Genomic DNA, 26,963 nt, shown 5'->3' on the forward strand with positions numbered 1-26,963 from the left:
CCCCCATGCCCCGCTCGCGGCTCGCCCAGGGCCCGCCGGGGGGGCGGGGAGTGTCAGACGTCGGTGACGCGCAGGCCGGCGTGGGCCTTGTAGCGGCGGTTGACCGAGATCAGATTGGCGACCAGCGACTCCACCTGGTGCGCGTTGCGGAGCCGGCCCGCGAAGACGCCCCGCATGCCGGGGATGCGGCCCGCGAGCGCCTGGACGATGTCGGTGTCGGCGCGGGACTCGCCGAGCACCATCACATCGGTGTCGATCCGCTCGACGGAGGCGTCCTGGAGCAGGACGGCCGAGAGGTGGTGGAAGGCGGCGGCGACCCGGGAGTCCGGGAGCAGGACGGCCGCCTGCTCGGCGGCGCTGCCCTCCTCGGGCTTCAGCGCGTACGCGCCCTTCTTGTCGAAGCCGAGCGGGTTGACGCAGTCCACGACGAGCTTGCCGGCCAGCTCCGCGCGGAGGGACTCCAGGGTCTTGGCGTGCCCGTCCCACGGCACGGCGACGATCACCACATCGCTGCGGCGGGCGCACTCGGCGTTGTCCGCGCCCTCGACGCCCAGTCCGAGTTCGGCGGCGGCGCTCTCGGCGCGCTCGGCGGCCCGGGAGCCGATGATCACCTTCTGGCCGGCCTTGGCGAGCCGGTAGGCGAGACCGCGCCCCTGGTCCCCGGTGCCGCCGAGGACGCCGACGACGAGGTCCGAGACGTCGGGGAGGTCCCACGGGTCCTTGGGCGCTGTGTTCTGAGTGGAAGTCATGGGCCGACCCTACTCGCAGGTACGGAAGGGGGCCGGGGCCCGGCCGGGGCTCCCTAACGGGTGAGGCGCGGCCGACCGCCCCTCGTTCGCGCGGCGGGTGCTGAAGGATGCGGGGGCATGGACGCCGTACGGGTGGCGCTGTTGCGCGAGGTTCTGACGGGCACCGAGTGGCCGGGCGCGGCCCGGAGGTTCGCGGGGGTGCTGAGATCGTCGGTGGTGCCGCAGGGGGGCGGGCTACTGCTGGTGGGGACGGAGGAGTACGAGCCCTGGCACATGGCCGCGCATCTGGTGGACGAGGCCGCCTGGTCGGGGCTGCCGGAGCTGGCCCCCACGCTGGTGCGCCACCGCGCCCGGCCGGGCGACCCGCCGCATCTGGGGGTCGGCCTCGGCCGGCTGGAGGGGGTGCGGCGCGGTGAGACGCTGCTCGTGGTCGCCCCGGAGCGGCCCGAGGACGCCCTGCTGGAGCGGGTCCACGACGCCCGCAGGGCCGGTGCCACGGTGCTGGCGCTGGACGGCGGCGACGCCGAGACGCGGGGGCTCGCCCACGAGACGCTGTCGGTGGCGGCGGACGGCTCGGTGGTGGACTTCGACATGGTCCAGCACCTGGTGAGCGCCGCCGCCGGCGAGAACAGCCTCCCCGGCTCCCGGGGCTCCCGCCGCTTCCGCGACCGCCTCTCCCGACTGGTCGACCAGCTCACCGCACCGCCCCCGGCCCGCTGGTGAGCCCCTCCGGGGAGGTTGGCGGGGGTCCGGGCCGGGGCCCGGTGATCCCGGTGAGCCTCGTCCTGGTGGGCCCGTACCGTGCCCGTACCGCTCCTGTGGACCTCGCCCGCCGGGAGCGTCGCCCCGGCGGGGCCCGCGCGAGCGGGAGTACCCAGGGCCCCAGGAATCGTGCAGGTCACAGGTAATTCGGTTGCCCGGGGCGGCCGACGGCGCGGACGATGGTCCGTTGTGACGTCGAAGCTCTCCGCGATACTCCCCGATCTCTCGCCCTGGCGATCCTCCGCCGACTTCCGGCTGCTCTGGATCCAGGGGCTGATCGCCTACTTCGGCAGCTCGATGGCGATGATCGCGCTGCCGTTGCAGATCAAGGATCTGACGGGTTCCCCGCTCGCGGTCGGCGCGATGGGCGCGGTGGAGCTGGTGCCGCTGATCGTCTTCGGACTGTACGGCGGGGCGCTCGCCGACTCCATGGACCGGCGGAAGCTGATCATCGGTACGGAGGCGGGCCTCGGGGTCCTGGCGGTGATCCTGATGGTGAACGCGCTGCTGCCGGAGCCGATGCTGTGGCCGCTGTACGTGGTCGCGGCGGGGGTCTCGGCGATGGCGGGGCTCCAGCGGCCGGCGCTGGACGCGATGCTGGCCCGGATCGTGCCGCACGACCAGCTGACGGCTGCCGCCGCGCTGAACAATCTGCGCTGGCAGCTCGGCGGGATCGCGGGCCCGTCGGCGGCGGGGCTGGTGGTGGCGTACTCGGGCCATGCGACGGCGTACGGGATCACCCTGCTCGGGTTCGCCGTCTCGGTGCTGATGTGTATGCGGCTCGCCCCCGCGCCGCCCGCGCACGACGCGGAGAAGCCCTCGCTGCGGGGCATCGTGGAGGGTGCGCGCTATGCCTGGTCCCGCCCGGTGCTGCTGGGGACCTATGTCATCGACCTGGTGGCGATGATCTTCGCCTTTCCGATCGCGATCTTCCCCTTCCTCGCGGACGACCTGGACGCGCCGTGGTCGCTGGGGCTGATGTTCGCCGCGATCGCGGTCGGCTCGGTGGTGATGAGCACGATGAGCGGCTGGACCAGCAAGGTGCGGCGGCACGGGCTGCTGGTGATCTACGGCGCGACCATCTGGGGTCTGGGCATCGCGGCGGCGGGCTGGTTCGGCAATGTGTGGCTGGTGCTGTTCGCGCTGGCGGTGGCGGGCGCGGGCGACACGCTGAGCGGGCTCGGCCGGATGACGATCTGGAACCAGACGATCCCGGACGAGCTGCGGGGCCGGCTGGCGGGCATCGAGGTGCTCTCGTACAGCGTCGGCCCGCAGCTGGGCCAGGTCCGCTCCGGCGCGATGGCGGGGTGGACGGGCACCCGGGCGGCGATCTGGAGCGGTGGTGTGGTCTGTGTGGCGGGCGTGGTCCTGCTGACGGCGGCGCTGCCCAAGCTGCTGCGGTACGACTCCGACACCGACGAGGACGCGCAGCTCCGCCGTGCCCAGCGGGAGAAGGCCGCGAGCGAGTGACCGGGGCGGGGCGAGGCCGGGGCGGGCCCGAACCCGGCCCCGGCTCACCCGCCCGTCAGGCCCCGGGCCCGTCCTTGGGGGCGTCCTTGGGAGCGTCGTGCCACTTCGGGTCGTTCTCCCACTCCTGGTTCCGCTCCCGCGCGGTCGCCATGGCGTGCTCCGCCTCCTCGCGCGAGCCGTACGGACCGAAGCGGTCCTTCGCCGGGCAGTCGGGGCCCTCCTCGACCTTCTGGTGCTTGAGGCAGTAGTACCACTCGCCCGGTTTGCCCACCGTGCGCCTCTTGAACAGGGCCATCGCCCGCTCCCTTCCCGTCACACAGCCGTGCCTTCGAAGGCCATGCTGCCCCACACCCCGTGGTTAGACTCGCTGGCATGTCTGGCCAGTCACTCCTCGTGCCCGGGGAACTCTCCCCCACCCGCTCCGTCCCCGCCGCCATCAGGCGACCCGAATACGTCGGGAAGCCCGCCCCGACCCCGTACAGCGGGCCGGAGGTGCAGGACTCCGACACCATTGAACGGATGCGGATCGCCGGCGGCATCGCCGCGCGGGCGATGGCGGAGGCCGCCCGGCACATCGCCCCCGGGGTCACCACGGACGCGCTCGACCGGGTCGCCCACGAGTACATGTGCGACCACGGCGCCTACCCCTCCACGCTCGGCTACCGGGGCTATCCCAAGTCGCTCTGCTCCTCGGTCAACGAGGTCATCTGCCACGGAATCCCCGACTCCACCGTGCTGCGCGACGGCGACATCGTGAACCTCGACGTCACCGCGTACATCGGCGGGGTGCACGGCGACAACAACGCCACCTATCTCTGCGGCGATGTGGACGAGGAGTCCCGGCTGCTGGTGGAGCGGACCCGGGAGTCGCTCGACCGGGCGATCAAGGCCGTCAAGCCCGGCCGGCAGATCAACATCATCGGCCGGGTGATCGAGTCGTACGCCAAGCGCTTCGGCTACGGCGTGGTCCGCGACTTCACCGGCCACGGGATCAACACCTCGTTCCACTCCGGGCTGATCGTCCCGCACTACGACTCCCCGCACGCGACCACCGTCATCCAGCCCGGCATGACGTTCACCATCGAGCCGATGCTGACCCTCGGAACGCATGAGTACGACATGTGGGAGGACGGCTGGACCGTGGTCACCAAGGACCGCAAGCGGACTGCCCAGTTCGAGCACACGCTGGTGGTGACGGAGACCGGCGCGGAGATCCTCACGCTGCCCTGAGCGCGCGGCGGAGCGGATTTTTTTACCGACAAGGCGTCGGGAACCCATTGACTTAGGTAAACCTAAGTAGGATGATCGGAGGCGGCAGCGGCCATGTCCGCATGCCGTCCGTTCGTCCGCCCCCGGTCCTGGAGGTCACCGCCTTGGACGCCATCGCCACCGACACGCCCACCGGTACGCCCTTCTCGACGCTCATCCGGGTCGCCTCGCACGAGCAGCACACCGAGGCGGAGGGCTCCCCCTTCATGGGCCACCTCCTCGGCGGCCGGTTCGGCGTCGACGCGTACGCCCGCTACACCGAGCAGCTGTGGTTCGTGTACCGGGCGCTGGAGGAGGCGGCCGAGTCGCTCAAGGACGACCCGATAGCGGGCCCCTTCATCCAGCCGGAGCTGTTCCGCACGGCGGAGCTGGAGCGGGACCTGGCGCATCTGATGGGCCCCCGGTGGCGTGAGCTGGCCACCGCGCTGCCCGCGACCGAGGCGTACGCCGCCCGGGTCGCGGAGTGCGCGCGCGTCTGGCCCGCCGGGTATGTCGCCCACCACTACACGCGCTACCTGGGCGATCTGTCCGGCGGTCAGATCATCCGCGACAGGGCGGAGAAGACCTGGGGCTTCGAGCGCAAGGGCGACGGCGTCCGGTTCTACGTCTTCGAGCGGATCACCAACCCGGCCGCGTTCAAGCGGGGGTACCGCGAGCTGCTGGACGGGGTGGACACCGACGACCTGGAGAAGCAGCGGATCGTCGACGAGTGCAAGCGCGCCTTCGACTTCAACGGGGCCGTCTTCCGCGCGCTGGACGGCGAGTTCCCGCTCAGCGCCTGAGCGATCACCGGGAAGCCCCGCGGGCCCGTGCCCGCGGGGCTTCCCGCCGTCAGCTCATGAGCCGCAGGGCATCGGCGACGCTGAGGCGGCGGGCGGGGACCGGGGCCGGGCCCGCGATGCCCCGGGCCGGGACCGCGGCGGGGGACGCGAGGCGCACCCGGCCGCCGATCTCCACCGTGCCGTCGGGGCCGGGGGCCGTGAGGATCTGCGAACCCCGGCCCTGAGTGATGTTCAGGGCGCGGCCCAGCAGATCCGTGAGCTGCAACGCGGCCCCGCCGGTCGCCTCGTCCTCGACGATCGGCCCGCCGCGCCGGGGGAAGCCGCGCGCCCGCACCCGGCCCGCCGCCTCGTCCTCCCACGCCCAGGCGTAGAGCCAGCCCTCGCCGGGCGGCGGCGCGGGCAGCGCGTCCACCTCGGCGGGGGTGGCGTACCGCTGGAGCAGCCGGGGCGGGACCCACTCGGCCCGTGCGGTGATCCAGGTGAACTCCCCGTCGCCGCGCGCCCAGACCGGGCCGGCCGGCACATGCAGCTCCGCCAGGTCGAGCAGCCAGGCCGCGCCGACGAGCGGATGCCCGGCGAAGGGGAGGCGCTGTCCGGGGGTGTGGATGTCGACGGCGCCGCGCTCGGGGTCGTCCACGAAGACGGTCTCGCTGAAGCCCAGCTCGTTCGTGAGCTTCTGCCGGGACGCCTCGTCCGGGTAGCCGCGTGCGTCGCGTACGACTCCGAGCGGGTTGCCGTGCCGCCCGTCGGCGTCGCAGAAGACGTTGAGGACATCGAGCACATGGCGCAGGTCGCGTTCGTTCACGGGGGCATTGAAGCACCAGATGGGCGATATCGCGTCGGCGCGCGGAACGGCGGCGGGGCCGCACCGGCGCGCGTGGCGTCGGTACGGCCCCGCCGAGGGGGTGCGGGAGCGGGTCAGGAACCGGCTCCGGCCTCCCGGCGGCGGATGGCGAGGACGACGCCCGCGCCGGCCGCCGCGATGCCCGCCGAGGCGGCGATCAGCGCGGTGGCGGGGAGGTCGGCACCGGTGGAGGCGAGGGATCCGCCGGTGGAGCCGCCGGTGGCCGCGCCGCCCGTGGTGCCGCCCGTCGTGCCTCCGGTGGTGCCTCCGGTCGTACCGCCGGTGGTCGAGCCGCCGACGGTGCCGCCGGTGGTGGAGCCGGTCGTACCGCCGGTGGTGCCGCCCGTGGTGGAGTCGGTCGAACCGCCCGTCGAACCGCCCGTCGAGCCTCCGGTGGAGCCGGTGGAGCCGCCGGTCGAGCCGGCCTGGGGCTCGGGGAGTTCGGCGCCCTTGTCCAGCGAGACGGCGAGGTTGACCGGGTCGATCGGCTGCTCGCCCGGCTCGTAGAAGCCGCTGAAGGCGCGGTCGTCCCCGGCCTTGGTGAGGATGCCCTTGACGTCGGTGAGCTTCACGACGCTGTTCTCGGCCTTGAGCGCGCCGGCCGGGACGGTCAGCGTGCCGACCTCGACGTCGTTGTGGACCTCGACCTTGCCCGTCTTCTGGCTCTTGCCCTTGACGTCGAGGACGACCGAGCCCTTGGTGCCGTTCACCTTGACTTCAAAGCCGCTGAACGTCGTGTCGAGGGCGTGGGTGCCCTTGTCCTTGTCGTAGTGGCCCAGGTAGCGGACACTGCCCTCGAAGGCGACGGAGAGCGACTTCTTGGCCGCGTCGTAGGTGCCCTTGCCCTGCGGGAAGCGGTAGCCGCCGGCGGTGGCCTTCGCGCCGCCGGAGAACCGGGCCTCGCCGTGGGCGATCGGACCGGAGATGTACTTGCGGAAGCGCTCCATGATGCCCCAGTCGAGGTTGCCGTCGACGATCGCGCCGCCCCCGGCGGCCCGGGCCCCGGACTTCGTGGAGCCGGAGGCGTCGCCCTCGGGCTCGAAGCCCGGGTTCTTCGACGGCGGCGGCGCGGGACGGCCGCCCTCCGGGTCGGGCTCGGGGTCCGGGTCCGGCTTCGGCTCCGGGTCCGGCTTCTCGGAGGGGGGCGGGGACGGCCTGCCGCCGCCGGCCGCCGGCTTCACCGCGAGGGAGACGGTGTCGAGGACCTCGCCCTCCGGGTAGCGGAAGGCGGACGCGCCCTCGGCGGTCAGGGTGGCCGGGATGTCCTTGAAGACGATCGCCCCGCCGGCCCCGCCGCCGCCGGGGGTCGCCCTGGTCATGTCCAGCTCGGCGATCGGGATGTCCTCGCGGACCTCGCCGTCGAGGGTGACATCGCCCTGAATGGTGCCGCCCTCGCGGTCACTGGTCATCCGGACGTCGGAGAGCTTGAGGGTGAAGCGCTTGGCGGTGAAGACGACACTGCCCTTGAAGGACGTCTTGTTGACATGGCCGTTCATGTCATAGGTGCCCGTGCCGTCCGTGAAGGTGAACGGGCCGTTGTCCTCGGCCTGCTTCGCGCCGTCCGCGACCGCGATGTTCCCGGCCCCGACGTACTTCCGGAACGATTCCTTGAAGCCCCAGTCCAGCGTGCCCGCCTCCAGCTTGATCGCGGAGGAGCCGGCCGGCACGGCTGCCGCCGCCGTCTGGCCCTCGGCGGCCTTCGAGGTGTCGGCCGCGACCGCCGGGAGGGCGAGTGCGGTGGCTCCGAGCGCGGCGGCGGTGGCCGCCGCCGCGGCGATGACGATGGGTCGGCGGGTCGCTGGCATGGTGGATTGCTCCTAGGTGTGAATCAGTTCTGGGCCGTACGGCGACGGCGCACGAGGACCAGGGCGAGGCCCGCCGCGGCGAGCACTCCCAGGCCGATGGCGACGTAGACCCAGGTGAGGGAGGAGGACTCGGAGGAGTCCGCGGCGGGGGCCGCGTCGGCGGCGGGCTTCTCGGCGGCCTTGGACCCGGTCGCGGAGGGGGTGGGGCCCACATCGCTGCCGAGGTCGGGCAGCGCGGGGAGCGCCGCCTTGTCGTCCACGGCCACCGCGAGGGAGACCGGGTCCATGGCGGTGCCCGCCTTGTACATCGAGCCGAAGGCCTTCGCGCCGCCCTCGGTGAGGGTGGCCGGGGCCTCGGTGAGGGAGGCGAGGCCGTCCTTGGGGGCGAAGTCCTTCGCGGTGAAGGTGACCAGCGGAACGGCCTTGCGGGTCTCGCCCTCGCTGAGGACGTCGGCGCTCAGGGTGCCCTTGCCGCCCTTCACCTCGGTGGTGACCTTGGCGAGGGTGAGGTCGAGGTGTTCCCCGGTGAAGCGGACGGAGCCGGCGAAGGAGGCCTTCAGGGACTGCTTCCCGGCGTCGTACGTGCCCTTGCCCCGCGGGAAGCGGAAGAGCGCGCCGCCGTCCTGGGCCCCTTCGGCGAGGGTCCATTCGCCCTGGGCGATGGAGCCGGTGACGTACTCGCGGAAGGTGCGGCGCACACCCCAGTCGACGACGGCGTCACGCACCGGGGCGGCCTTCTTCTCCGCCTTGTCGCCGGACTTCCCCGCCTTCTCCGCGGGCTTGTCGGCGGCCGGGGACTCGGCCGGCTTCTCCGGCTTCGCCTGCTTCTGGCCCTGCTCCGGGGCTCCGGCCGTGACGTCGGCGCTCAGGCTGATCGGGTCGAGCGGGGTGCCCTCGGTGTAGAAGCCCGCGAAGGCGTCGGCTCCCTGGGCGGTGAGCGTGGCGGGGACGTTGTTCAGCGCGACGGGGCTGCCGCCGCCCTTCATGTCGATGCCGGAGAGGTTGAGCGAGGCGAAGGCGACCTGGCGCACGGTGGTGACCTTGCCGCTGCCCCGGGCCTTGCTCACCATGTCGACGTGGAGCGTGCCCGCGCCGCCGGAGATCTTGACGGTGGGGCGGCTCAGGGCCAGCTCCAGCTCATTGCCTCCGTCCGGCTTGGTGTGGCCGGTGAACTGGACGCCGCCGGTGAAGGCGGCCTCGAACGCGCCGGTGTCGGGGTCGTAGGAGCCCTTGGCCGAGTGGAAGCGGAAGAGGCTGTCGCCGACGGTGGCGGCACCCGCCGTGAGACGGAAACTGCCGTTGGCGATGGGGCCGGTGACGTACTTCTGGAAGGACGACTTGATGCCCCAGTCGAGCCTGCCGCCCTGCACCGAGCGGTCCGCCGCGTGGGCGGTCCCGACCGGGAGCAGCGCTCCGAGCAGGGCCGCGAGAAGCGCGACGGCGAGCACACGGGCCCGTCGATACGGCAGCATGAGATCCCTCCGAGGGGGTACAGCGTCTGGCAGAGCGAGGTAAGGCTAACCTAAGCTATGTCCAGCCTGTACCGGTAGCCCCTTGCATTCCGGTTTTGGCTACCGGGTCCGGTTTTCTCAACTCAGCCGTCGGCCCGGGACGAGCGGGGGAACGCCCCCCGAACCATGCCGGAAACGGCGTGCCTTGGAACGACAGGACGGTGCCCTCGGTGCTCTCGCAGCCCTCCGCGCGTTCAACGCGCAGATTTCGCCTGGTGGGCGCGGCTCTGACCGCGTTCGCCGTCGCTCTGGTGGCGACGGGCTGTGCGGGTGATTCCGCTTCGCCGGCCGGGAAGGACTCCGCCGCCAAGGGGAAGCCCGCCGTGGCCGCCGACCGGGTCGAGCCGCTGAGCACGGCCGCGAAGCCGCGACTGCCCGTGACCGTGCGGTCCGAGGACGGGAGGAGGGTCACCGTCGGCTCCACCGACCGGATCGTCCCGCTGACCGGTTCCCTGAGCGAGATCGTCTTCACCCTGGGCCTCGGCGGGAACGTGGTGGCCCGCGATGTCACCGCCACCTTCGAACAGGCCGAGAAGCTGCCCGTGGTGACCCGGGGCCACGATGTCTCCGCCGAGAGCGTGCTGTCGCTGAAGCCGACGGTCGTCCTCGCCGAGACGGTGTCCGGACCCGCCGAGTCCATCCAGCAGATCCGCGATGCGGGCATTCCGCTGGTGGTCGTGAAGACCGCGAAGGGCCTCGACGACGTCGGCACCCGGATCGAGAAGGTCGCCGAGACGCTGGGCGTGCCCGCCTCGGGCACCGAGCTGGAGAAGCGCACACAGGACCGGATCGCGGCCGTCCAGAAGGACATCCCGCAGCCCGCCGAGGGGAAGAAGCCCCGGGTGGCCTTCCTCTATCTGCGGGGCACCGCCTCGGTGTACCTCCTCGGCGGCGCGGACTCCGGGGCCTCCTCGCTGCTGGAGGCGGCCGGCGCGGTGGACGCGGGCAAGGAGTCCGGTCTGACGAAGGACTTCACGGCGATCACCAGCGAGGCGCTCGCCAAGGCCGCGCCGGACGCGATCCTCGTGATGAGCAAGGGGCTCGACTCGGTCGGCGGCGTCGACGGACTCGTCAAGATCCCGGGAGTCGCCCAGACCCCGGCGGGCATGGACCGCCGGGTGGTGTCGGTGCCGGACGGGGTGCTGCTGAACTACGGCCCCCGCACCGACGAGGTCCTCACCTCGCTGGTGGACCAGCTGTACGCGAACGGCGCGTGACCATGTCGACCGAGGCCCAGTCCCGCGCCCCCGAACCGCCCCGCGCCGAAGCGGGCAGCGCCGAACCGCCCCGCACCGAAGCGGGCGGCACCGTCCACCCGGCCAAGACCCCCGTACCCCCGGCGGCGGTCCCCCGGGGCCGCCGCTCCACCGCGTATCTGCTCACCGCCGGACTGCTCGGCGCGCTCTTCCTCGTCGCGCTGGTGTCCGCCGGATACGGCGCGTACGACATCCCGCTCGGCGATGTCATCGCCTCCGCCCGGCACCGCATGGGCCTGGGCGGGCAGCCGCTCGACCGGGTCGGCGAGAGCGTGCTGTGGAATGTACGGCTGCCGCGTGTGGTGCTGGCGCTGCTGGTCGGAGCCTCGCTGGGATGCGCGGGCGCGCTGATGCAGGGCGTGTTCGGCAATCCGCTCGCCGAGCCCGGCATCATCGGCATCTCCTCGGGAGCGGCCGTGGGAGCGGTCGCCTCCATCGCGCTGGGGCTGACCTTCTTCGGCAACTGGACCATCACCGTCTTCGCGTTCGCCGCGGGCCTGGTGACCGTCCTCCTCGTCTACGCGCTCTCCCGCTCCGGCGGGAAGACCGAGGTCGTCACCCTCATCCTCACCGGCATCGCCGTCAACGCCTTCGCGGGCGCGCTGATCGGCCTCTTCATCTTCTTCGCCGACAACGCGCAGATCACCCAGATCACCTTCTGGCAGCTCGGCTCGCTCTCGCAGGCGACCTGGCCCAAGGTGCTCGCCGTGCTCCCGTGCACCGTCCTCGGGCTGCTGATCGCCCCCTTCTACGCGCGCAAGCTGGATCTGCTCTCGCTCGGCGAGCGCTCCGCCCGCCATCTGGGCGTCGACGTGGAGCGGCTGCGCATCGTCCTCATCCTGGTCGTCGCGCTGCTGACGGCCGCCGCCGTCGCCGTCGCGGGCATCATCACCTTCGTGGGGCTGCTCGTACCGCATCTGCTGCGGATGGCGAACGGCCCCGGGCACCGCTTCCTCGTGCCCGGCTCCGCGCTCGGCGGCGCGCTGGTGCTGGCCGTCGGCGATCTCGCCGCGCGGACCGTCGCCGAGCCGGCCGAGCTGCCGCTCGGTGTGCTCACCGCACTCTTCGGCAGCCCGTTCTTCTTCTGGCTGCTGCGCAGGACCCGTCGCAAGCAAGGTGGTTGGGCGTGAGGACTCTCTTCGGCATCCGAGGGCGCGAGCTGCCCGAGCGGCCGGCCCCGGGCACGGTGCTCGCCGAGGCGCGCGGGCTCCATGTCCGGCTGGGGGGCCGCGAGGTGCTCGCCGGGATCGAGCTGTCGGCGCGCGCGGGCGAGGTGCTCGCGCTGGTCGGGCCCAATGGCGCGGGCAAGTCGACGCTGTTCGGGGCGCTCGCCGCCGATCTGAGGGCCGATCGGGGCACGGTACGGATCGCGGACCGGCCCGCCGGTGAGTGGAAGGCCGGTGAGCTGGCCCTGCGCCGGGCGGTGCTGCCGCAGTCCGCCGCGCTCTCCTTCCCCTTCCCGGTGGAGGAGGTCGTCCGGATGGGGCGGGCCCCCTGGGCGGGGACCGCGCTGGAGGACGAGGACGACGAGGCCGTCGCCGAGGCGATGGCGGCGACGGAGACCGCCGAGTTCGCCGGCCGCACCTTCGCCGCGCTCTCCGGGGGCGAGCGCGCCCGGGTCGCCCTCGCCCGGGCGCTCGCCCAGCGCACCTCGCTGCTGCTGCTGGACGAGCCGACCGCCGCGCTCGACCTCCGCCACCAGGAACTCGTCCTGCGCGTCTGCCGCGAGCGGGCGGCGGCCGGGGACGGCGTGGTCGTCGTCCTGCACGACCTCGGGCTCGCCGCCGCGTACGCGGACCGGGTCGCGGTGCTCCACGAGGGGCGGATCGCGGCCGAGGGCGAGCCCGCGAAGATCTTCGACGACGAGCTGCTGAGCCGGGTCTACCGGCAGCCGGTGGAGGTCTTCCCGCACCCGCGTTCGGGCGAGCCGGTCGTCGTCCCGCGTCGCGGGCAGCGCTCGCCCAACGCCCCGCTCCCCGGCCCGATCCCCGGCCCGGCGAACCGAACGGACGAACCGAACGGGTGAGCCGACCGAACCTCCTCGCTGATCGGAACGTCCTTCTGAGCGGTGCTCCACGACGCGTGCGCCGATCGTCGGAGAGGGCGGGATGTTCGACAACTATCTGTTCGGGCTGGGGCAGGGGATCGCGGCGGGTCTCGCCGTCTGTGTGCTGATCGGGTGTCTGATCCGGACCGGGCGGCGGGAGTCGCCGTATCCGCTGCTGCTCGGCGCGGGGGTCGCGGTGCTCGGCTCGCTCGGGGCGGGCTTCGCGCTGGAGTTCGGCACCCGCTCGCCGGGGCTGACCTTCGAGGCGGCGGAGGTGCTCGGCGGGTTACTCGCGATCGCGGCGGCCGGCGCCGCCGCGAGGCTGGTGCTCCGGATGACGCACGGGGAGCTGGGCGCGGCCCGGCGCGGGCTGTTCGCGGCCGGACTGCTGCTGGTGGGGCGGGAGGGGGTGGAGAGCGCGCGGTTCGCCTGGTCGGCGGTCCGGTCGGCGATCGACCCCGACGGCTCCGCCGCGCCGCTCGCCCTGCTGCTGCTCGGGGCCGTGACGGCCGTCGGGCTCTGTCTGCCCGCGCTGCGGGCGGTACGGCGGCTCCCGGCGGCCCGCTGTCTGCCGTGGACGGCCGGGCTGCTGGCGATGGCCGCCGCCGGGATGCTCGGCTCCGGAGTGCGCCGGCTCCAGGAGGCACGGCTGCTGCCCGGTGCTTCGGACAAGGCGTACGACCTCGGGTCGGCGCTGCCGCCGGACAGCTGGTACGGCACTCTCCTCACGGCGGTCGTCGGCGTCCCGGCCGACCCCACCTTCGTCCAGTTCTCGGTGTGGGCGCTCTGTCTGGTCCCCGCGCTCGTGCTGCCGGGCGCCCCGGTAGGCTTCGGGCGGTCAGCCGGGGGCGAGGAGAAGACGACCGATGAGAAGGCCGATTCCGGTGAGAAGGCGGCACGCGCCCGGCCCGCGGGGCCGGACCCGGACGCTGTCGGCCGCCCCGGCGGCGCTGGCGCTGACACTGGCGCTGACGGCGACCGGCTGTGTGACGGTCCACGGGGAGCTGGCCGTGGTGCCGGCCGCGACGGAGGCTGAAGCGGCCCTGGCCCTGAAGGAGTTCACCGCCGCCTACAACGCGGCGGACAAGGCGTACGACCCCGCTCTCGCCGCCCCCCGGGTCACCGGGGCGCTCGGTTCGGTCAACCAGGCCGGGCTGAAGTCACGCAGCGTCAACTATCCGGACGGCAACCCCCGGCACACGCCGCTGGAGCTGACCGACCCCCGGTTCACCATCACCAAGAAGGCCGGCTGGCCGCGCTACTTCGTCGCCGACGTCGACTCCAACCGCGACCGGGACGGGGGCCGGCAGGACAACCGCTGGGTGATCGTCTTCCTGCGCAACGGCCCCGACCAGCTCTGGCGCGCGGCCTATCTGACGATCCTCGCGCCCGCGCAGATCCCGGCCCTCAGGACCGGTCAGGACGGCTTCGCCACTCCCGTCCCCGTGGACAGCGCCACCCTGGCGCACCGGCCGCGCGCGCTGAGCGACGCGTACGCCTCCTATTTGCAGACCGGCTCGCCGCGCACCTTCAAGGACGGCCCGCACACCTCCGGCTGGCGCGCCTCCCGCGCCGAGGAGTCCCGCCGCCCCGGCCGCTCCAAGCAGTATCTGGACGAGCCGGCGACGCGCGGCGACTTCGCCCCGCTCGCGTTCCCCACCGAGGACGGCGGCGCGCTCGTCTTCTTCACCGTGCGGAACTTCGAGCGCGAGACCGCCGCGAAGGGTGTCCCCATCAAGATCGCCCCCGATGTGCGGGCGCTGCTCTCCGGCCGGGTGAAGTCCTCGCTCACCAAGGAGCGCGTCTCCAGCCAGGCCGTGATCGTCCCCCCGGCGAAGGACGGCGGCGAGGCGGACGCCAAGGGCGGCGGCAAGGTCGACGTACTCGCCCGGCTGACGGGCCTGACCTCGGCGAAGGGCGCGTAGGCCCCCCTCGGCGGCCCTCGGTCAGCGGCGGCCCAGCGGCCAGGCGAGCCGGTGGTCGGCGTGTTCGTCCTCGGCGTCCGGGTCCGGGGGCTGGTGCTCTCCGGCGTACCGGGCGCAGGCGTCGGTGAGGGTTTCGAGGAGGGTGAGCGGGTCGGGGAGGGCGTACTCGGGGCCGCGCAGCCAGCGGACCGCGTTCTCCCCGGGGAGCAGCGCCGGGGGTACGAGGACATAGCTGCCCCGGCAGTGCCAGCGCAGGCCGGGGTGTTCGGCCATGGTCTCGGGGCGGCAGTCCAGCTCGCAGGGCCACCACTCGTCCTCGTCCTCGGGGGTGCCCCGGGTGGCGGTGAAGAAGAGGGCCCGGCCCGCTTCGCCCTCGCCGGTGGACTCGGCGACCGGTCCGACCTCGATGCCCTGGTCGAGCAGGCGCTCCAGCGCGGCGCGGCCGGCCTCCAGGGGGACGTCGAGGACGTCGTGGACCATGCCGGTCGCGGTGATGAAGTTGGCCTCGGGCTGGCCCTGGGCCCAGCGCAGGATCTGGGCGCGGTCGGTGGTGGACTGCGTCTGCCAGGCGAAGGAGACGGGGTGCCGGCCGGGCGTGGGACAGCCGATGCGCTCACAGGAGCACCGGTACGCGACGGGGTGGGCGGCGGGTGCCAGAGGCATGCCGGCCTCGGCGACAGCGAGCAGCAGTGACTCGCGGCGGGAGTCGTCGGCCTCGGTGTCCCTGGGACGCCTGCGCAGCCACTGGGGCAGCCGGCTCTCCCAGGTGAGCCTGTTCTCCGTGCCGCTGTGGCGGCTTCTACCGTCGGCCATCTATCCCCTCACACCTCACGCTCGCCCCAGGTGGTCTCTACCATCGTCCCACCATCCTGCGCCGTGAGCGGCCACGGTTGCCCACCGGGGGGCGCACACAGGGGGCGGCCGGGGGCGGGGCGGGGGTGGTCAGGCCCTGGGCGAGAGACCGCCGAGCGCGTAGTCGACCAGGGTGTCGGCGTACTCGTGGGTCAGCGGGAGGGTGCGCAGCATCCAGCGGTGGGTGAGCGGGCCGACAAAGAGTTCGACGGCGACACGGTGGTCGATCCCCGGTCTCAGCTCACCCGCCGCCTCGGCGGAGCGCAGCCGGTCGACGTAGAGCTGGAGCGAGGGGTTGAGGAGCCGCTCGACGTAGAGGGCGCACAGGGCCGGGTCGACCACTCCCTCGGCGGTGAGTGCGCGGGTGGGCGCTTCGAAGGCGGGGTTGGTCAGCTCGTCCACGGTGGCGCGCAGCACCAGTTTGAGGTCGGCCGCCAGATCGCCGGTGTCGGGGATGACGGGGGTGGTCTCGGTGGCCTGCTCGCCGAGGTCGAGGAAGGCGTCGAGGAGGACGGCGGCCTTCGACGGCCACCAGCGGTAGATCGTCTGCTTGCCGACCCCGGCGCGGGCGGCGATTCCCTCGATGGTGGTGCGGGCGTAGCCCGCCTCGGAGACGAGTGCGAGGGCGGCGTCGTAGATGGCCCGGCGGGATCGTTCGCTGCGCCGGCCGGCGTCGGGGGTCCTGGTGTGTGCCTGGTTCTCGTTCATGGGTTCAATCTAGCAACGCTGGACCGAGACGTTTCGTCTCGATTAAGCGTCGACCCTGCCCGGACCTGCCCGCCCTGTGCCCGGACCTGCCGGAACCTGCCGGAACCTGCGACTGAACAGGACGTTCCGGCCCGATTGGCCTCACCATGGCTGCACGGCACGCAGATCGTGTGCCGCTGTCGCAGTCGTCTGTGAGGAGCCCTCATTGCGCTCATCGCTTCATGACGCATCGCCGCGCCGCTATCTGATGTGCCCACCCGCGCACTTCATGGTGACGTACTCCATCAACCCATGGATGGATCCGGCGAAGCCCGTGGACCTGCCGCTGGCCATGACCCAGTGGGAAGATCTGCGGGACCGTTACCGCTCGCTCGGCCACACCGTCGAGCTGCTGGACCCGCGCCCCGGCCTGCCCGACATGGTGTACGCGGCGAACGGCGCGACCGTCGTCGACGGCCGGGTGCTGCTCGCCCGTTTCGCCCATCCGGAGCGGGAGGCGGAGGCGGACGCCCACCGGGACTGGTTCGTCTCGGCCGGCTGGCCCGAGGACCGGATCCATGAACCGGTCCATGTCAACGAGGGCGAGGGGGACTTCGCCGTCACCTCGTCCTATGTCCTGGCCGGGCGCGGTTTCCGGTCGAGTCCGCTCTCGCACGGGGAGGCGCAGGAGTTCTTCGGCCGGCCGGTGGTCGGCCTCGATCTGGTGGATCCGCGCTACTACCACCTGGACACGGCACTGTCCGTGCTGGACGACGCCTCGGACGAGGTCATGTACTACCCGGGCGCGTTCTCGGCGGGCAGCCGCGCGGTGCTGGCCCGGCTCTTCCCGAACGCGCTGATCGCCCGCGAGCGGGACGCGGCGGCGTTCGGCCTCAACGCGGTGAGCGACGGACGGCATGTGCTGCTGCCGCAGGCGGCGGTGGGGCTGTTCGAGCCGCTGCGGGACCGGGGGTACGAGCCGATCGGGATGGATCTGGGCGAGCTGCTGAAGGGGGGCGGCAGCGTGAAGTGCTGTACGCAGGAACTGCGGGAGTGATCAGTCCCGCGGGGGCGGCCAGGGGTCGCCCCACTCCGCGTCGCGGGAGGACTTGTACAGCGGCCCCTGCCGCTTGGTGACCGTCTGCCGGGTCAGCGTCCCGTCCCGGTCGCAGAGCTCCAGCAGCACCAGGCCCTTGCGGATCTGGGGCTTGCGGGTGATCCGCGCCGGGGCGGGGCCGACCGGGAAGCGGGTGGCCGCCACATAGCTGAACTTCTCGTCCTCGTACGGCAGCGAGCCTCCCTTCACCTGGCGGTGGAGGGAGGAGCGGCTGACGCGGGCCGAGAAGTGGCACCAGTCGGAGCCGGGCACGATGGGGCAGCCCGCGTCGTGGGGGCAGGGGGCGGCGATCGTCATGCCCGCGCCGATCAGCAGGTCCCTGGCCTCGATGACGCGCTGGTAGCCGTCGGGGGTGCCGGGTTCGACGATCACCACGGCGTCGGCCGCGCGCGCGGCCTCGGCGACGACGGCGGCGCGGTCGGCGGCGGTCAGCTCCTTGAGCACGTACGACACGGTGACGAGATCGGTGCTCTCGATCCGGATCGCCGCACTGATACGAGAGCGTTCCCAGCGGGCGGTGCGCAGCGCGGGCACCCCGGAGGCGAGCGCCAGCTCACGCCCGAGCGCGAGCGCCGGCTCGGCCCAGTCCAGCACGGTGGTACGCGGCCCCGCGCCCTCCTTCGTACCCCCGTCGTCCGTACCCCCGGTGTCCGCCGCCCAGGCCTCGGCCACGGCCCAGCTCGCCGCGCCCGTCCCGCCGCCGATGTCGGTGTGGGTCGCGGGCGTCCACTCCGGTGCGGCCTCGCGCAGCGCGGCGAGTGCGGACCGTACCGCCTCGAAGGTCGCGGGCATCCGGTACGCGGCGTACGCGGCCACGTCCGAGCGGTCGCGCAGCACGGGCGCGTCGGTCGGGGTGGTCCCCCGGTAGTTCGCGATCAGCCGGTCGACGGCGCGCGCGGCCTGGGTGGGCGGCAGCCCGTCGAGCAGCCCGGAGAGGGCGGCACGCAGGGCTTCCGAGGTAGGGAGGGTGTAAGACACCCGGAGAGTTTAGGCCGTGCGCCCGGGGTCTGTCGTTTGGGTCAGGCTGGGCTCGCGAGCCCCGGCTACACCGCCGCCGCGCCGCCCGACCGCTGCCGCCACGGGCGGCACATCCCCAGGAAGCACCCCAGCGCCGCCACCGCGCAGACCAGCTGGACCACGGCCATCGGCACGGCCGTGTCCTCCCCCGCGATGCCGACGAGCGGTGAGGCGACGGCCCCGATGAGGAAGGAGGAGGTGCCGAGCAGCGCGGAGGCGGAGCCCGCCGCGTGCGAGGCGCGGGTCATCGCCAGGGCGTTGGTGTTGGGCATGGCCAGACCCATCGCGGCCATCAGGACGAAGAGCCCGCCGGCGACGCCGATCAGTCCGACGTCGCCGAAGACGCCCGCCGTCATCAGCAGCAGCGCGAGCGCCGCGAGAGCGATCACGGCCAGGCCGATCCCCAGCACCTTGTCCAGGCTGATCCGTCCGACCAGCAGCTTGCCGTTGATCTGCCCGACGGCGATCAGGCCGATCGAGTTGACGGCGAAGAGCAGGCTGAAGGTCTGCGGGGAGGCCCCGTAGATCTCCTGCACGACGAACGGCGAGGCGGCGATGTAGGCGAAGAGCGTGGCGAAGGCGAAGCCGCCGGTGAGCATGTAGCCCGCGAAGGACCGGTCGGCGAGGAGTCCGCGCATCGTGCGCAGGGCCTGACCGACGCCGCCGCCGTGCCGCCGCTCCGGGGGCAGGGTCTCGGGCAGCCACTTCACCACCACGAGGGTGAGCAGCACGCCGACCATGGCCAGCACGAGGAAGATCCCGCGCCAGTCGGTCAGCCGCATCACCTGTCCGCCGATCACGGGCGCGATGACGGGCGCGACGCCGGAGACCAGCATCAGGGTGGAGAAGAAGCGGGCCATCTCCACGCCGTCGTAGAGATCGCGGACCACCGCGCGGGCGATGACGATGCCCGCCGCGCCCGCCAGGCCCTGGAGCAGCCGGAAGCCGATGAGGAGTTCGGCGGTGGGCGCGAAGGCGCAGATGGCGGTGGCGACGACATAGAGGACCATGCCGATGAGCAGTGGCCGCCGGCGTCCCCATTTGTCGCTCATCGGCCCGACGACCAGCTGTCCCAGCGCCATGCCCATCAGACAGGCGGTGAGGGTGAGCTGGACGGTCGAGGCGGGCGCGGAGAGGGATTCGGTGACGGCGGGGAGCGCCGGGAGGTACATGTCCATCGAGAGCGGCGGGAGCGCGGTGAGCCCGCCGAGGACGAGGACGAACAGCAGCCCGACGCGGCGCGCGGCGGCGACCGGGAGGCCGGGGGCCGCCGGGGGGCCGGCGGCCCCCGGGGTTCGGGTGCCGGGGACCCCGGCCTCGGGGACCCTCGCCTCGGGAATCTGGGCCTCCGCCCCCGTACCCGCTCCGGATGCCACCGCCGCCGCGACCACCGCGCCGGGTATGTGGCTTTTACCGTCGTCCGAGCCGCGCTCCGGCTTCCCCATCGCATCTCTCCGTATCGTTGAATCCTGTCCCATGCTCTCAGCTCGCCGGACGGTCCGAGACCCTCGCGTCACACCGGTGTGAGCCCGGGGTCCCCGGCCTCGGTGACGAAGGACGCGGCCGTGGTGATCGGCGCGTCCGGGACGGTGACGGCGGCGACCGTCCTGAAGTCCGCGCGCGCCCGGCGCTCGGAGAGGGTGACGGTGGTGTAGCCCCGGCGGCCGTTGAAGAACCGCAGGTGCGGGTTGGCGCGGGTGAGGTCCTCGTGGTTGCCGGGCCGGTCGGACCCGTTCCCGCCGCTGCTCACCGAGGTGGTGGCGATCTCGGTGCCGAGGGTGCGGGAGCGGGGGTCGTCCCAGTCGGCCTTGAGGTCGAAGCCGTACGCGGCGTGCACATCGCCCGTGAGGATCATCAGATTCCCGATCCCGGCGGTCCGCGCCCCGTCGAGCAGCCGCCGCCGGGCGGCCGGACAGCCGTCCCAGGAGTCCATGTCCACCCGGTGCCCCGCGCCGGGCACGTCCCGCCGCCGGGCGAAGGTCACCTGCTGCGCCAGGAGGTTCCAGGTCGCGCCGGAGTCCTGCCAGCCGTCCAGCAGCCAGCGCTCCTGCGCCGCGCCCGTCATCGTCCGCGCCGGGTCGTCCAGCTCGGGCCCCGGCGGGTGCCAGCCGTCCCCGTAGAGCTGGTCGGAGCGGTACTGCCGGGTGTCGAGCACATCGAACTGCGCGAGCCGCCCGAAGTGCAGCCGCCGGTAGAGCCGCATGTCCGGGCCCTTCGGCCGCTGCGGCAGCCGCAGCGGCTGGTTCTCCCAGTACGCCCGGTACGCGGCGGCCCGCCGCAGCAGGAACTCCTCGGGGGGCACCCCCTCGGCCTCCGCCCGCCCGGCGGCGTAGTTGTTCTCGGTCTCGTGGTCGTCCCAGGTGAGGACGAAGGGGTGCGCGGCGTGCGCCGCCTGGAGATCGGGGTCGGAGCGGTAGAGGCCGTAGCGGAGCCGGTACTCCCCCAGGGTGCGGGTCTCCCGGTTGAAGTGGGCGGGGAGGGTGCGGTCGGTGTACTTGCGCGCGCCGCCCGCCGCGTTCACCCCGTACTCGTAGAGGTAGTCGCCGAGGTGCACGACGAGGTCGAGATCCTCGTCGGCGAGATGCCGGTACGCGGTGAAGTAGCCCTCGTGGTACGCCTGGCAGGAGACGGCCGCGAGCTTCACCTCGGTGATCCGCGCCGTTCTGGCGGGGGCGGTACGGGTGCGTCCGGCCGGGCTGATCCAGTCGCCCGTCCGGAAGCGGTAGTGGTAGACGCGGTCGTTGTCGAGGCCCTTGACCTCCAGATGGACGCTGTGGTGCACCTCGGGGTGGGCGATGACCTTGCCGCGCTGGACGATCCGGCCGAAGCGGGCGTCGTGGGCGATCTCCCACTGGAGTGTGATCTTGCCCTTCGGCAGTCCGCCGCCGGGTTCGAGGGGGCGGGGCGCGAGCCGGGTCCAGAGCAGCACGGAGTCCGGCTTGGGGTCTCCGGACGCGACGCCGAGGGTGAAGGGGTTCGCCGCGAGGCGCTTGGCGTCGGCCTCGGCCGCGTGCGCGGAGCCGGGCAGCCCGATGCCGAAGGCGAGGGCCGCCGCCGCGCCGCCGACGAGCCTGCGGCGGGGGAGGTACGAAGCCGTCCGCTCCGCCCATCCTTCGGTGATGCGGCGGGCGGCGGCCCGGAGTTCGGGGGCGTGGGTGTGGGTGGGGGTGGGGGCGTGGGTGCGGGCCGCCTGGTTCATGGGCGTGCCCCGTGTGGCCGGGGGTCTACGCTGCGGCCCCATGAACGCTGAGACCGCTTCCTCGCACTCCCCGCGCTCCTCGAAGGTCGCTGTCGTGACCGGTGCGGGTTCGGGCATCGGCCGGAGCGTCGCCGTGACGCTCGCGGACGCGGGCTGGTCGGTGGCTGCGGCGGGCCGCAGAGCCGGGGCGCTGACGGAGACGGCGGCGCTGAGCACCGGAACGATCCTCGGTATCCCCACTGATGTGACGTCACCGACCGATGTGAACACGCTTTTTGCGACAGTATGCGAGCATTTCGAACGTGTCGACCTGTTGTTCAACAACGCGGGTGCGTTCGGGCCGAGCGGCGTCCCCTTCGAGGACATCCCCCACGACGAGTGGCGCGCGGTGGTCGACGTCAATCTGACGGGGGCCTTCCTCTGCGCGCAGTCCGCCTTCCGGGCGATGAAGGCCCAGTCCCCCCGGGGCGGTCGCATCATCAACAACGGCTCGATCTCCGCCCACGCGCCCCGCCCGCGCTCGGCCCCGTACACCGCGACCAAACACGCGATCACCGGTCTCACGAAGTCGCTGTCGCTGGACGGCCGGGAGTACGGGATCGCCTGCGGCCAGATCGACATCGGCAACGCGGCGACCGAGCTGACCCGGGGGATGCGTACGGGTGTTCCCCAGGCGAACGGAGAAGTGGCCGTGGAGCCGCTCATGGCGGTGGCGGACGTGGCACGGACGGTGCTGCACATGGCCGAGTTGCCGCTTGAGGCGAATGTGCAGTTCGTGACCGTGATGGCGACGGCCATGCCCTATGTCGGCCGGGGTTGAACAGGGGCCGAGGGGGTCCCTCGCCGGGTCTCGCATGGGACGCTGAACCCATGGATCACACCACCCTCGACCCGATCTGGGACGCCGTGGACCGGCTTCACACCTGGCTCGACGACAACAACAAAACCCGCCCGCGCGAGGAGGAGCTGCTGCTGCGCGTCCTCAAACTCTCCGAGGAGGTCGGCGAGGCCGCCCGGGCGGTGGTCGGGGCGACCGGCCAGAACCCCCGCAAGGGCGTCACGCACCGCTGGGAGGACGTCGAGTCCGAGCTGTCCGACGTCATCATCACGGCCATGGTCGCCCTCCGGACCCTGACGCCGAACGCGGCGGCGGTACTTGAGGGGCGGGTGGGCGCGGTGACCGCGAGGTCGCTGGGCTGAGCCTCTCGCGTACCGCGCTCACTGGCGCGTACCCCCACCGGCCGTGTGCGGCGGCCGGGGGGTCCGCCGACCGGAAGCGGCGGCGACGGCGGCGGCGACCGTCGCCCGAAGTGTGCCCGTAAGACAGCCCTCGCCGTCCTCGGCGTGCTCCCCCCGCAAGGGCGGCGGGGTCAGCAGATCGGTCCGGATCGTTTCAGGTCCAAGAGTGATCACATCGCCTCTCGCCGTGTCCACATCCGTCGCAAACCGTCGTCGTACCGGAGAGGTAACAGATCTTGGGGCCGCCGTCCCCGCCCCATCCGCCCCGGATAGATTCGCTGTCCCCCCACACCGTCCGTTCACCATCCACGATCCACCAAGGGGAATGGCGCATGAGCCAGCAGTACCCCGGGCAGCAGCCCTATCCCAACCACCCCGGCTACGGACCGCCTCCCCCGCCCCCGAAGAAGAAGCTCTCCACCGGCGCCACCGTCGCCATCGTGCTCGGCAGCGTCGTCGGCTTCTTCCTCATTCTCGGCATCATCGGCGCAGCCCTCAGCGACGGCGAACCCACCGACGAGAAGCCCGACACCGCCAAGGCCCCCTCCGCCCCGCCCGCCGCCGAGAAGGCGGAGAAGGCGGAGAAGGCGGAAGAGCCCGGGAAGCCCGCGTCCGCCGAACAGTCGTACGGCGACGGCGACTATCTCGTCGGCGAGGACATCCCGGCCGGCACCTACACCACCCCGGGCGCGAAGAAGGGCCCCTTCGAGTTCTGCACCATCACCACCAAACCGTCCGAGGGCGAGATGCCCCAGATCAAGAGCGCCAACGCGGACGAGCGGATCATCATCACCCTCACCAAGGCGGACGGGGTGCTCACGGTGCAGGGGTGCGAGCCCCTGACTCCGCGGAAGTAGCTCTCGCGGAGGGGGCGGGCCGCGTGAATCCGGCCTCCCGAGGAAGCTAGGACGGCAGCCTCGGCGGACCCGTTCATCCGGATCGGGAGTGCGGCCGGAAGTCACGCTTCAGCAGGTCGGTTCCAGCCATCATCGGACTTTCAGTCAACCTCGGAGGCATGAACTCCACTTCTCCCGGGGTGAGCGAGGCGGCATCGGCTCGCTCAGCCCCCAGGAGGATTTGTGTTCAACAAGCAGCAGCGCGCAGGGGTCTCGGCGCTCACCGTCGCGGTCTCGCTGGCGTTGGTCGCCGGAATGACAGGGGTGGGGACCGCCACCGCCACCGCTTCCTCGCCGCACGGCGGCAGCACCAGCAACAGCGGCAGCGGGGTGGCGGCGGAGTGGGTCACGCTGATCACCGGGGACCGGGTCAGGGTGGACGGGCAGGGGAAGGTCACCGGCTTCGACCACGCCGAGGGGCGGGAGGGCATAGCCGTACAGACGTACACCGAGCGTGGTCACACGTACGCGGTGCCTCATGACGCCCGTGAGCTGATAGCCGACGGCAGGCTGGACCAGCGGCTGTTCGACGTCACCGAGCTGAGCCGGGCGGAGAGCCGGAAGGCGTACCGCGACGGGCTGCGGCTGATCGTGGAGTACGGCGGGGCGGCTGCCGGGGCGGGGGCGCGCAAGGCGGTCCGGACGGCCGGGGAGACGGAGCTGAACCGGTCGCTGAAGGCGCTCAACGCGGATGCGGTGACCGCGACGCCGGAGCTGTGGGAGACGCTGACCAGGGGGACGAACAGCGGGGCTCGGGCGACCGCGGCCGGGATCAGCAGGATCTGGCTGGACGGGATCCGCAGGGCGACGCTGGAGAGGAGCACCGGGCAGATCGGCGCGCCCAAGGCGTGGGAGTCCGGCTACGAGGGCAAGGGGGTGAAGATCGCCGTACTCGACACGGGGGTCGACGCCGAGCACCCCGACCTGAAGGGCCGGGTCGTCGCGGCCCAGGACTTCAGCGGGTCCCCGGACGCCACCGACCGCAACGGCCACGGAACCCATGTGGCTTCCACCGCCGCCGGCAGCGGGGCCCGGTCGAAGGGAACCCACCGAGGGGTCGCGCCCCAGGCCGAGATCCTCAACGGCAAGGTGCTGGACGACGACGGCTTCGGCAGCGACTCCGGCACCCTCGCCGCCATGGAGTGGGCGGTGGCCCAGGGCGCGGACATCGTCAACCTCAGCCTCGGCGGCCGGGACACCCCCGAGATCGACCCGCTGGAAGCCCACATCAACAAGGTGACGGCCGAGAGCGGCGTGCTCTTCGCCGTGGCCGCGGGCAACGGCGGACCGCAGACGGTCGGCTCGCCCGGCAGCGCCGACGGCGCGCTCACCGTCGGAGCCGTCGACCACGCCGACAAGCTCGCCGACTTCTCCAGCACCGGCCCCCGCCTCGGCGGCGGCCTCAAGCCCGACGTGGCCGCGCCCGGTGTGAACATCTCCGCCGCCGCGGCCTCCGGCACCGGAACCGGCACCACCCCGGGCTACACCTCGATGTCCGGTACGTCGATGGCCACCCCGCACGTCGCCGGCGCCGCCGCCCTCCTCAAGCAGCGGCACCCTCGGTGGAAGGCCAAGGAGCTGCGGAGCGCGCTCGTCTCCTCCGCGCAGGACACCGGGCACACCCCGTACGAGCAGGGCACCGGCCGGATCGTCGTCGACAAGGCGATGAACCAGACCGTGGTGGCCGAGGAGTCCTCGCTCGACCTCGGCAAGCAGGCGTGGCCGCACACCGACAACACCCCGGTCACCAAGAAGATCACCTACCGCAACAGCGGTACGGCGGACATCGACCTCGATCTGAGGATCGCCGCCCACGGCCCCGCCGGCAAGCCCGTCCCCGCCGGCTTCTTCGCCCTCGGCACGGACCGGGTCACCGTCCCGGCCGGCGGCACCGCCTCCGTCGACTTCACCGCCGACACCCGTATCGGCACCGACAACGGCCACTTCACGGCCACCGTCGTCGCGTCCTCCGGCGACGGCCAGACCGTCCGGTCCACCGCGGCCGTCGAGCGGGAGGTCGAGTCGTACGAGGTCACCTTCAAGCACCTCGGGCGGGACGGAAAGCCGAGCCGGAACTTCGAGTCGACGCTGTCCTCGCGGACCGACGGGGAATGGCACTTCGTCAATTCCGCGGACGGCGACGTCACGCTCCGGCTGCCCAAGGGCGAGTACGTGCTCGACGCACAGTCCCTGGTCGATCCGGACAACCCCGACCAGGGGCGCGACATGCTGATCCAGCCCCGGCTGACCGTCGACAAGACCCGGACGGTCACCCTCGACGCCCGCCACGCCAAGCCCGTGAAGATGACCGTGCCCGACAAGAAGGCCTCCTTCGTCGGCGGGTTCATGCAGTTCACCCGGTCCACGCCGGACGGCGGCAGCTTCAACGGGTTCTACGCCACCGAGGACTTCGCCCGGTTCCGCGTCGGGCATCTCGGCCCGCAGGTCACGGACGGATCCCTGAAGCAGGTGTGGGCGGGGAACTGGCACGGAAAGGGCGCCGCCACCGACACCGAGTACAACGCCGCCTCCGGCGGCCCGGTGAAGCGGATCGCCACCGGCTACACCCGCGCCTTCAAGGCCGAGGAATTCGCGGCGGTGAAGGTCGGCATCGGCTCCTCCGCCAAGGGCAAGCAGGCCGTCCTGGGCGCGAACCTGAACATGCCGCTCGGCGACTGGGGAGTCTCCGACCTGAGCCTCGCCCGCCCCCTGCCCGACACCCGCACCATGTACGTCACCACCGGCGACAAGGCCAAGTGGAGCTTCACCTTCCTCCAGCTCGCCGAGGGTGACCCGGAGAACGGCTACCGCGTCGACGCCGGCCTGGACTCCCGGCCCAAGACCTACCCCGCCGGCAAGACCCACAAGGAGACCTTCAACACCGCCGTCTTCAGCCCGGCACAGTCGTCCCTCGCGCGCCTCGACGACCGGATGATGGCCCAGGTCCCGCTGTTCTCCGACGGCCGGGGCCACACCGGCTCCTCCGCGACCACGTCCGAGAAGACCACCCTGCACCGCGACGGCAAGCAGATCGCCGAAAGCACCAAGGCCCTGACCCACGGCGAGCTGCTCCCCATCGGCAGCGAGCCCGGCCGGTTCAAGCTCACCACCTCCGTCACCCGCGCCGCCGCCACCGCCCGCGTGAGCACCCGTATCGACGCCGACTGGACCTTCCGCGCCGGCAAGGCCCCCGCGAACGACGTCGAGACCCTCCCGATCTCCACCGTCCGCTTCACCAACGCCAAGGTCTCCAACGACAGCACCGCCCCCGCCGGCGCGACCCAGACCATCCCCCTCCACCTCCACGGCACCGCCGCCAAGGCCAACAACGTCAAGTCCCTCACCGCCCACGCCTCCTACGACGGCGGCAAGACCTGGCGCAAGCTCACCATCACCAACAACAAGGCCACCGTGAAGAACCCCGCCAAGGGCAAGGCCATCACCCTCCGCGCCCAGGTGACCGACAAGCAGGGCGGCACCGCCAAGGTGACCGTCCACAACGCCTTCTTCGGCAAGTAGGCACCACAGCACCACAG

24 protein-coding genes are annotated in these 26,963 nt (G+C 72.5%); 14 read left to right on the top strand and 10 right to left on the bottom strand.

Features of this window, described 5'->3' with window-relative positions:
- Positions 1-53: 53 nt before the first annotated feature.
- On the bottom strand, positions 54-749 hold the full coding sequence (npdG, locus tag ABD371_RS22880; RefSeq protein ID WP_344479691.1) for an NADPH-dependent F420 reductase: 696 nt from the start codon (positions 747-749) through the stop codon (positions 54-56).
- 117 nt (positions 750-866) lie between these two features.
- Here npdG and ABD371_RS22885 point away from each other — a divergent pair, with 117 nt between their 5' ends.
- Together ABD371_RS22885 and ABD371_RS22890 are read left to right on the top strand one after the other, a co-directional pair.
- Positions 867-1,472 carry a hypothetical protein gene (locus ABD371_RS22885; RefSeq protein ID WP_344479692.1) on the top strand — a complete coding sequence of 202 codons (606 nt, stop codon included), beginning with the start codon at positions 867-869 and terminating at the stop codon, positions 1,470-1,472.
- Between the two features lie 228 nt (positions 1,473-1,700).
- Positions 1,701-2,981 (top strand): MFS transporter, encoded by a 1,281-nt coding sequence (locus ABD371_RS22890; protein WP_344479694.1) that lies wholly within the window; start codon positions 1,701-1,703, stop codon positions 2,979-2,981.
- A gap of 55 nt (positions 2,982-3,036) precedes the next feature.
- Here ABD371_RS22890 and ABD371_RS22895 read toward each other — a convergent pair whose 3' ends face one another.
- Positions 3,037-3,276, bottom strand: a complete 240-nt coding sequence (locus ABD371_RS22895) for a hypothetical protein (protein ID WP_344479695.1) — start codon at positions 3,274-3,276, stop codon at positions 3,037-3,039.
- A 77-nt stretch (positions 3,277-3,353) separates the two neighbouring features.
- On the opposite strand from ABD371_RS22895, the gene map reads away from it, so the two are divergent.
- Both map and ABD371_RS22905 read left to right on the top strand, forming a co-directional pair.
- Positions 3,354-4,211, top strand: a complete 858-nt coding sequence (gene map / locus ABD371_RS22900; protein WP_344479697.1) for a type I methionyl aminopeptidase — start codon at positions 3,354-3,356, stop codon at positions 4,209-4,211.
- 101 nt (positions 4,212-4,312) lie between these two features.
- The gene (locus tag ABD371_RS22905) at positions 4,313-5,032 is read left to right on the top strand and encodes a biliverdin-producing heme oxygenase (RefSeq protein WP_344479698.1); all 720 of its coding nucleotides are present in this window, start codon (positions 4,313-4,315) and stop codon (positions 5,030-5,032) included.
- 49 nt (positions 5,033-5,081) lie between these two features.
- On the opposite strand, the gene ABD371_RS22910 is transcribed toward ABD371_RS22905, so the two are convergent.
- The 3 genes from ABD371_RS22910 to ABD371_RS22920 form a co-directional block, all read right to left on the bottom strand.
- Complete coding sequence (locus tag ABD371_RS22910) at positions 5,082-5,837, bottom strand: PhzF family phenazine biosynthesis protein (protein ID WP_344479700.1); 756 nt, start codon at positions 5,835-5,837, stop codon at positions 5,082-5,084.
- A 113-nt stretch (positions 5,838-5,950) separates the two neighbouring features.
- Positions 5,951-7,681, bottom strand: a complete 1,731-nt coding sequence (locus ABD371_RS22915; RefSeq protein ID WP_344479701.1) for an HtaA domain-containing protein — start codon at positions 7,679-7,681, stop codon at positions 5,951-5,953.
- A gap of 23 nt (positions 7,682-7,704) precedes the next feature.
- Positions 7,705-9,153: an HtaA domain-containing protein gene (locus tag ABD371_RS22920; protein ID WP_344479703.1), complete on the bottom strand. Its 1,449-nt coding sequence runs from the start codon at positions 9,151-9,153 to the stop codon at positions 7,705-7,707.
- A 254-nt stretch (positions 9,154-9,407) separates the two neighbouring features.
- On the opposite strand from ABD371_RS22920, the gene ABD371_RS22925 reads away from it, so the two are divergent.
- The 5 genes from ABD371_RS22925 to ABD371_RS22945 all read left to right on the top strand — a co-directional run bounded on the left by ABD371_RS22925 (position 9,408) and on the right by ABD371_RS22945 (position 14,420).
- A complete protein-coding gene (locus ABD371_RS22925; RefSeq protein WP_344479705.1) occupies positions 9,408-10,409 on the top strand; it encodes a heme/hemin ABC transporter substrate-binding protein in 1,002 nt (333 codons plus the stop codon).
- Between the two features lie 2 nt (positions 10,410-10,411).
- The gene (locus tag ABD371_RS22930; protein ID WP_344480012.1) at positions 10,412-11,578 is read left to right on the top strand and encodes a FecCD family ABC transporter permease; all 1,167 of its coding nucleotides are present in this window, start codon (positions 10,412-10,414) and stop codon (positions 11,576-11,578) included.
- Positions 11,569-12,474, top strand: coding sequence for a heme ABC transporter ATP-binding protein (locus ABD371_RS22935; protein WP_344479706.1), 906 nt, complete (start codon positions 11,569-11,571; stop codon positions 12,472-12,474). Before ABD371_RS22930 ends, ABD371_RS22935 begins: the two co-directional genes overlap by 10 nt.
- 82 nt (positions 12,475-12,556) lie before the next feature.
- Positions 12,557-13,531, top strand: coding sequence for an FTR1 family protein (locus tag ABD371_RS22940; RefSeq protein ID WP_344479708.1), 975 nt, complete (start codon positions 12,557-12,559; stop codon positions 13,529-13,531).
- The gene (locus ABD371_RS22945; protein ID WP_465270034.1) at positions 13,464-14,420 is read left to right on the top strand and encodes an SCO2278 family lipoprotein; all 957 of its coding nucleotides are present in this window, start codon (positions 13,464-13,466) and stop codon (positions 14,418-14,420) included. Before ABD371_RS22940 ends, ABD371_RS22945 begins: the two co-directional genes overlap by 68 nt.
- A gap of 21 nt (positions 14,421-14,441) precedes the next feature.
- On the opposite strand, the gene ABD371_RS22950 is transcribed toward ABD371_RS22945, so the two are convergent.
- Together ABD371_RS22950 and ABD371_RS22955 are read right to left on the bottom strand one after the other, a co-directional pair.
- Complete coding sequence (locus ABD371_RS22950; protein WP_344479710.1) at positions 14,442-15,233, bottom strand: bifunctional DNA primase/polymerase; 792 nt, start codon at positions 15,231-15,233, stop codon at positions 14,442-14,444.
- 129 nt (positions 15,234-15,362) lie between these two features.
- Positions 15,363-15,980, bottom strand: a complete 618-nt coding sequence (locus tag ABD371_RS22955) for a TetR/AcrR family transcriptional regulator (protein ID WP_344479711.1) — start codon at positions 15,978-15,980, stop codon at positions 15,363-15,365.
- A 205-nt stretch (positions 15,981-16,185) separates the two neighbouring features.
- On the opposite strand from ABD371_RS22955, the gene ddaH reads away from it, so the two are divergent.
- Positions 16,186-17,016 carry a dimethylargininase gene (ddaH, locus tag ABD371_RS22960; RefSeq protein WP_344479712.1) on the top strand — a complete coding sequence of 277 codons (831 nt, stop codon included), beginning with the start codon at positions 16,186-16,188 and terminating at the stop codon, positions 17,014-17,016.
- On the opposite strand, the gene ABD371_RS22965 is transcribed toward ddaH, so the two are convergent.
- The 3 genes from ABD371_RS22965 to ABD371_RS22975 all read right to left on the bottom strand — a co-directional run bounded on the left by ABD371_RS22965 (position 17,017) and on the right by ABD371_RS22975 (position 21,292).
- Positions 17,017-18,054 carry a small ribosomal subunit Rsm22 family protein gene (locus ABD371_RS22965; protein ID WP_344479713.1) on the bottom strand — a complete coding sequence of 346 codons (1,038 nt, stop codon included), beginning with the start codon at positions 18,052-18,054 and terminating at the stop codon, positions 17,017-17,019.
- 65 nt (positions 18,055-18,119) lie between these two features.
- A complete protein-coding gene (locus tag ABD371_RS22970; RefSeq protein ID WP_344479714.1) occupies positions 18,120-19,538 on the bottom strand; it encodes a multidrug effflux MFS transporter in 1,419 nt (472 codons plus the stop codon).
- 68 nt (positions 19,539-19,606) lie between these two features.
- The gene (locus ABD371_RS22975) at positions 19,607-21,292 is read right to left on the bottom strand and encodes an alkaline phosphatase D family protein (protein WP_344479716.1); all 1,686 of its coding nucleotides are present in this window, start codon (positions 21,290-21,292) and stop codon (positions 19,607-19,609) included.
- 40 nt (positions 21,293-21,332) lie between these two features.
- Between ABD371_RS22975 and ABD371_RS22980 the strand changes: the two genes are divergently transcribed.
- From ABD371_RS22980 to ABD371_RS22995, 4 genes are all read left to right on the top strand, one after another.
- Positions 21,333-22,112, top strand: a complete 780-nt coding sequence (locus ABD371_RS22980) for an SDR family oxidoreductase (RefSeq protein ID WP_344479717.1) — start codon at positions 21,333-21,335, stop codon at positions 22,110-22,112.
- A 50-nt stretch (positions 22,113-22,162) separates the two neighbouring features.
- On the top strand, positions 22,163-22,492 hold the full coding sequence (locus tag ABD371_RS22985) for a MazG-like family protein (protein ID WP_344479719.1): 330 nt from the start codon (positions 22,163-22,165) through the stop codon (positions 22,490-22,492).
- A 371-nt stretch (positions 22,493-22,863) separates the two neighbouring features.
- On the top strand, positions 22,864-23,388 hold the full coding sequence (locus tag ABD371_RS22990; RefSeq protein WP_344479720.1) for an Rv1352/Rv1906c domain-containing protein: 525 nt from the start codon (positions 22,864-22,866) through the stop codon (positions 23,386-23,388).
- Between the two features lie 222 nt (positions 23,389-23,610).
- Positions 23,611-26,946, top strand: a complete 3,336-nt coding sequence (locus tag ABD371_RS22995; RefSeq protein ID WP_344479722.1) for a S8 family peptidase — start codon at positions 23,611-23,613, stop codon at positions 26,944-26,946.
- The last annotated feature ends 17 nt before the right edge of the window (positions 26,947-26,963 follow it).

It is taken from the genome of Streptomyces amakusaensis (assembly GCF_039532665.1).
Lineage (GTDB): Bacteria > Actinomycetota > Actinomycetes > Streptomycetales > Streptomycetaceae > Streptomyces > Streptomyces amakusaensis.

Bases quoted from the DNA above. Each gene is read 5' to 3' on its own strand.
- ABD371_RS22930 (WP_344480012.1), top strand. From the start codon at position 10,412: ATGTCGACCGAGGCCCAGTCCCGCGCCCCCGAACCGCCCCGCGCCGAA.
- ABD371_RS22950 (WP_344479710.1), bottom strand. From the start codon at position 15,233: ATGGCCGACGGTAGAAGCCGCCACAGCGGCACGGAGAACAGGCTCACC.
- ABD371_RS22885 (WP_344479692.1), top strand. From the start codon at position 867: ATGGACGCCGTACGGGTGGCGCTGTTGCGCGAGGTTCTGACGGGCACC.
- ABD371_RS22905 (WP_344479698.1), top strand. From the start codon at position 4,313: ATGCCGTCCGTTCGTCCGCCCCCGGTCCTGGAGGTCACCGCCTTGGAC.
- ABD371_RS22920 (WP_344479703.1), bottom strand. From the start codon at position 9,153: ATGCTGCCGTATCGACGGGCCCGTGTGCTCGCCGTCGCGCTTCTCGCG.
- ABD371_RS22990 (WP_344479720.1), top strand. From the start codon at position 22,864: ATGAGCCAGCAGTACCCCGGGCAGCAGCCCTATCCCAACCACCCCGGC.
- ABD371_RS22970 (WP_344479714.1), bottom strand. From the start codon at position 19,538: ATGGGGAAGCCGGAGCGCGGCTCGGACGACGGTAAAAGCCACATACCC.
- ABD371_RS22980 (WP_344479717.1), top strand. From the start codon at position 21,333: ATGAACGCTGAGACCGCTTCCTCGCACTCCCCGCGCTCCTCGAAGGTC.
- ABD371_RS22985 (WP_344479719.1), top strand. From the start codon at position 22,163: ATGGATCACACCACCCTCGACCCGATCTGGGACGCCGTGGACCGGCTT.
- ABD371_RS22915 (WP_344479701.1), bottom strand. From the start codon at position 7,681: ATGCCAGCGACCCGCCGACCCATCGTCATCGCCGCGGCGGCGGCCACC.
- npdG (WP_344479691.1), bottom strand. From the start codon at position 749: ATGACTTCCACTCAGAACACAGCGCCCAAGGACCCGTGGGACCTCCCC.
- ABD371_RS22895 (WP_344479695.1), bottom strand. From the start codon at position 3,276: ATGGCCCTGTTCAAGAGGCGCACGGTGGGCAAACCGGGCGAGTGGTAC.
- ABD371_RS22975 (WP_344479716.1), bottom strand. From the start codon at position 21,292: ATGAACCAGGCGGCCCGCACCCACGCCCCCACCCCCACCCACACCCAC.
- ABD371_RS22940 (WP_344479708.1), top strand. From the start codon at position 12,557: ATGTTCGACAACTATCTGTTCGGGCTGGGGCAGGGGATCGCGGCGGGT.
- map (WP_344479697.1), top strand. From the start codon at position 3,354: ATGTCTGGCCAGTCACTCCTCGTGCCCGGGGAACTCTCCCCCACCCGC.
- ABD371_RS22955 (WP_344479711.1), bottom strand. From the start codon at position 15,980: ATGAACGAGAACCAGGCACACACCAGGACCCCCGACGCCGGCCGGCGC.